The 4,533-nt window shown below is 63.7% G+C and carries 2 protein-coding genes; both read left to right on the forward strand.

The window, feature by feature from the left end; genetic code table 11:
- Positions 1-102 precede the first annotated feature (102 nt).
- The gene (locus QZ269_RS11445; RefSeq protein ID WP_291426835.1) at positions 103-978 is read left to right on the forward strand and encodes an alpha/beta hydrolase; all 876 of its coding nucleotides are present in this window, start codon (positions 103-105) and stop codon (positions 976-978) included.
- A 371-nt stretch (positions 979-1,349) separates the two neighbouring features.
- Positions 1,350-4,163 carry a pitrilysin family protein gene (locus QZ269_RS11450; protein WP_291426836.1) on the forward strand — a complete coding sequence of 938 codons (2,814 nt, stop codon included), beginning with the start codon at positions 1,350-1,352 and terminating at the stop codon, positions 4,161-4,163.
- The last annotated feature ends 370 nt before the right edge of the window (positions 4,164-4,533 follow it).

Consider the following 4,533-nt stretch of genomic DNA (forward strand, 5'->3'; position numbering starts at 1 on the left):
GACATACGCCGAGTATAGGCGGCCTGGGCGCGGGCAGTCGCCCCCACCGCAAAGGTGCCGCCATACTTTTCGGCCCGGTTCACTTTCGTTAAGCTGGCCTCTATGACACGCTTTCGACGTTGGGTCTTGCCGGGAATCGTGGCGACCGGGGTGCTGCTCGCCCTGACCGGCTGCTCGGCCCAGACCGCCCAGGATCTGGTCAATTCCAGCAACAACCCGCGCGGCCTGAAAGTGGTGCGCGACCAGCACTACGGCCCCGACGTGCGTAACGTGCTGGACGTGTACGCGCCCCCCGGCGCGCACAACGCCCCCGTGGTGCTGTTCATTCACGGCGGCTCGTGGGAGGGCGGCGACAAGAACGCCTACGCCTTCGCCGGGGATTCGCTGGCCCGCGCCGGATACGTGACTGGCGTGATGAGTTACCGTCTGGCCCCCAAAAACCGCTACCCCGACTACATTCAAGACGCGGCGGCGGCGCTCAGGTGGCTGCGCGACCACGCCAGTTCGTTTGGCGGCGGCCCCGACAACCTGTTTGTGGTGGGCCACTCGGCGGGGGGCTTCAACGCCGTGGAACTGGTGGACAATGCCCGCTGGCTGAGTGAAGTGAACGTGCCGGTCAGCGCGGTGCGCGGCGTGGTGGGCATCGCCGGGCCATACAGCTACGACTACCGTAAGCTGCCTAGCCAGAACGCCTTTCCGCTGGGCAGTTCGCCCGATGACGTGATGCCCGACCGCCACGTGCGCCCCGACGCCCCGCCCCACCTGCTGCTGGTGGCGGCCAACGACACCACCGTGTACCCACAAAACGCCCTGAATATGGAAGCCGCGCTGAAAAAGGCCCACATTTCCGTCGAGCGCAAGGTGCTGCCGCGCCTCGACCACATCACGATCATGGGGGCGCTGGCCCGCAACCTGACCTTTCTGGGCAGCACGCGCCAGGACGTGATCCGGTTTATTGACGCCCAGAAACTGAAGTAGCCCTCCGACGAAAGTCGCTACCCGAGCGGACTTATAAAGCTGGGCCGCAGAGCGAGCAAGAGAGAACCGGTTTCCGGGCGTGGAGTTGGCAACCCGGCGCATTGGCGGGTGGTCAAAGCGCCAGACGCCAGTCTGGTTCAGGGCAAGAACCGCCCAGGCTTAAAGCATTTTGCAAAAAGATGGTGCTCTTTTGACCATCTTTTTGCCGAGTGGAACGAGTGAAAAAAAGAGAGCAGAACGTAGAATGAAGGGGCCAGCGGTGTTTTTCCGGCGTGCCCATCATTCGGAGAACTGCCCTAATCCGGGCGGAGGCGAGAAGGAAAATACGGTAGCCGCCGCTGGCTCCTCATCCCCAGGCGTTAAACTCCGGCATGTCGAGAAAGCCTGTGTTGTGCCGACCAGGGGCCGCGCTGTCTCTTAGTTTCGCCCTGCTGTCGTCGTCCGTACTCGCGGGCGGCAGTGGTGGGCCGGGTGGAGTCACGGGGGTGTCTAAGCCCGTACAGTTGCCCGGGCACCTCCTGAGTCAGCCCAGCCTCAGCTTGACGCGGGATGTCCGGCGCACCGTGCTGAGCAACGGGCTGACCGTGCTGACCAAGGAAGTCCACGGTGCGCCGGTGGTCAGCGTGCAGGTGTTCTACAAGATCGGCTCGCGCAACGAGGCGGCGGGTGTCAACGGTATTGCTCACCAGCTTGAACACATGATGTTCAAGGGCACGAAGGACCGCCCGGTGCAGTTCGGGCGGCTGCTGGGCGCCCTGGGGGCCGATTTCAACGCCTTTACCTACTACGACCAGACCGCCTACCACGAAACTGTCGAGCGCAGTAAGGCGGGCGCGGCGCTGCAACTCGAAGCCGACCGCATGGCGAACGCCCTGATTGACCCAGCGGGGCTGCGGGGCGAGAAAAACGTGGTGCTCTCTGAGATCGAGGGAGACGAGAACGACCCGGCTTACCGTTTGGAACGCGCCGTGCAGGCGGCGGCCTTTCCGGGGTCGCCCTACGGCCTGACGGTGGGCGGCACGCGCAAGGACATCGAGGGCTTTACCGCCGAGGAAGTCAGCTCTTACTACAAGAAGTACTACTCGCCCGAATACGCGACTGTGATCGTGGTGGGCGACTTCAAAACGGGGGCCATGCTGCGGCAAGTGCAGGCGGCTTTCGGCAAACTGGGCAAACCGGGCACCGCGCCGGTTGACGTGAGCGCTCCCCTGATTCCAGGTGGCAGTGAGGCTACCGTGGGCAAAACACCCCCGAAGCAGCCGATTGTCCTGCGCGAAAGCGGCGCGACCCCGTTGCTGAACGCTGTGTATCCGCTGCCCGACGTGCATAGTCCGGATTCGGCGGCCCTAAAGGTGCTGGATTATCTGCTGCTCTCAGGGCGCACAAGCAGGCTGTATCAGGCGCTGTTCGAGGGCGGCCTGGCGGCAGACGGCGGCACCATGCCCTACCAGTTTGCGCGGGGCGGCTGGTACTCGTTTAGCTTCACGCCCACGCCTGGTACCGACCTCCGGAAGCTTGATGCGGCGCTGCTGAAGGTCATTGCTGACTTACGCGACCAGCCCGTCAGCGCCGAAGAGGTCGAACGCGCTAAAACGCAGATCAGCACCCGCACACTGCTTGACGCCCGTTCGGTGAGTGCCCAGGCGACCAATCTGGGAATGGACGCGACCACCGCAGGCGATTACCAGTACACCGACAAATTCCTGGCTGACCTCCAGAAAATTACGCCCGCTGACGTGCAGCGCGTGGCCCGCACCTATCTGGCCGACGAGCGCCGCACCACCGGCTATTTCGAGCCGACCCAGACCGCTCAGGACAAGGGCGGCGGCGCACAGGCCGGGGGCGCGACCCAGGAAGCCTTCAATGCCGGGCCGCCCGTTGATCCCGCGCAGGTCGCCAGATACCTGCCCAAGTTCTCGGCGGGCGACCACACCCAGGTCACTTTGCCCCAGCAGATCAAACTAAGCAATGGCCTGACCGTGCTGCTGCTGCGCGACACCTCAACGCCCACCGTGACCCTTAGCACGCTGGTGCAGGCCGGGCGCGAGTACGACAGCGACGCCAAAGCCGGACTGGTCGATCTGGTGGCGGGCAACCTGCTTTCGGGCACGCAGTCGCGCGACGAACTGACACTGGCTCGCACGCTGGACCGGGTGGGCGCGGTGCTCTCGCCCAGCGTGGACCGCACCGCCGTGAGTCTGCAAGGGGCCGCCCGTGACCGCGACCTGCCGGTGCTGCTGGACGTGGTTTCGGACGTGCTGCAACACGCGACCTTCCCGGCGGCGCAGTTCGGGCAGTCGCAGGCCCGCGCTGTGCAGACGGTCAAGCAGTCCGAAGACAGCCCGGCCTACGTGGCCCAGAAGGTGTTTCGCAAGACGGTGTACCCGGCAGGCAACCCCTGGCAGGTGTTCAGCACGCCGCAGACCATTGCGGGCCTGAACCGTGCCGACGCCCTGAACTTCTACCGCAGCCACTACCGCCCCGAAAACACCGTGCTGACGCTGATTGGCAACTTCGACCCGGCGCAGGCGCGACGCCTGATCGAAGAGGAACTGGGCGGCTGGCAGGCTAGCGGCCCAGCGCCCAGGCTAGATTACGCAGTGATCGGCAAACCGGGTGGCGTGGTGCGGGCCAATCCGGTGCTGCCCGGCAAGACGCAGGCGGTGACGTATGTGGGCTACCAGGGTATTTCGCGCCGCGACACGCGCTATTTTCCGGCGCTGGTGCTCAACGACGTGCTGGGCGGCTCGACCCTTTCCAGCCGCATGGGCACGCAGCTGCGCGACAAAGACGGACTGACCTACGGCGTGTACAGTTCGTTCGCGGCCCTCAAGCAGCCCGGAGCCTTCGCGGTGGTTATGCAGACCAACCCCCGCGACACCGAAAAGGCCGTGCAGGGCGCACTAGGCATCATGAAAGACGTGCGCGACCACGGCCTGAGCGCCACCGAGGTCAGCACCTCGAAAAACGGACTGGCAAGCGCCTACGCCGTCGGACTGGCCGACCCTGCCCGGCTGGCCGACACCCTGGGGCGCCTGATCGCGCTGGGGCTGCCGCTAAGCGAATTGACCGAGTACCAGGCCAAGATTGCGGCGGTAACGCCCAAGCAGGTCAACAGCGCCGCCAAAGAGTTACTCGATCCCGGCCACGTGGTCATCGTGACGGCGGGGCCAAACAGCAAATAATTACGGACTCGGGTTAAAGCATTTTGCAAAAAGACAGTGCTCTTTTGACCATCTTTTTGCCGAGTGGAACGAGTGAAAAAGAAAGAGCAGGACGTAGAATGAAGGGGCAGTGTTTTTCGGGCGTGCCTATCATTCGGAGAACTGCTCTAAGTAGCTCCCGGGTGTAGACTACATTATCAGACGACTCGACCCTGCCCTTACATCAGAAGACGCCGCAACGCTTCAGAAACTGTTGTTTGCAGACCATGTACTCCCTTGCGAACGAAAACGGTATTTCGCCCTCTGGCACGCCCATCAGGGACTCTCCTCATATCAAATTGAAGCGATGGGCATCATGACCTCACCGCGAGTGCGTCGCATCATCGCTCTT

The sequence above is a fragment of the Deinococcus sp. genome (assembly GCF_018260405.1).
Classification (GTDB): Bacteria; Deinococcota; Deinococci; order Deinococcales; family Deinococcaceae; genus Deinococcus.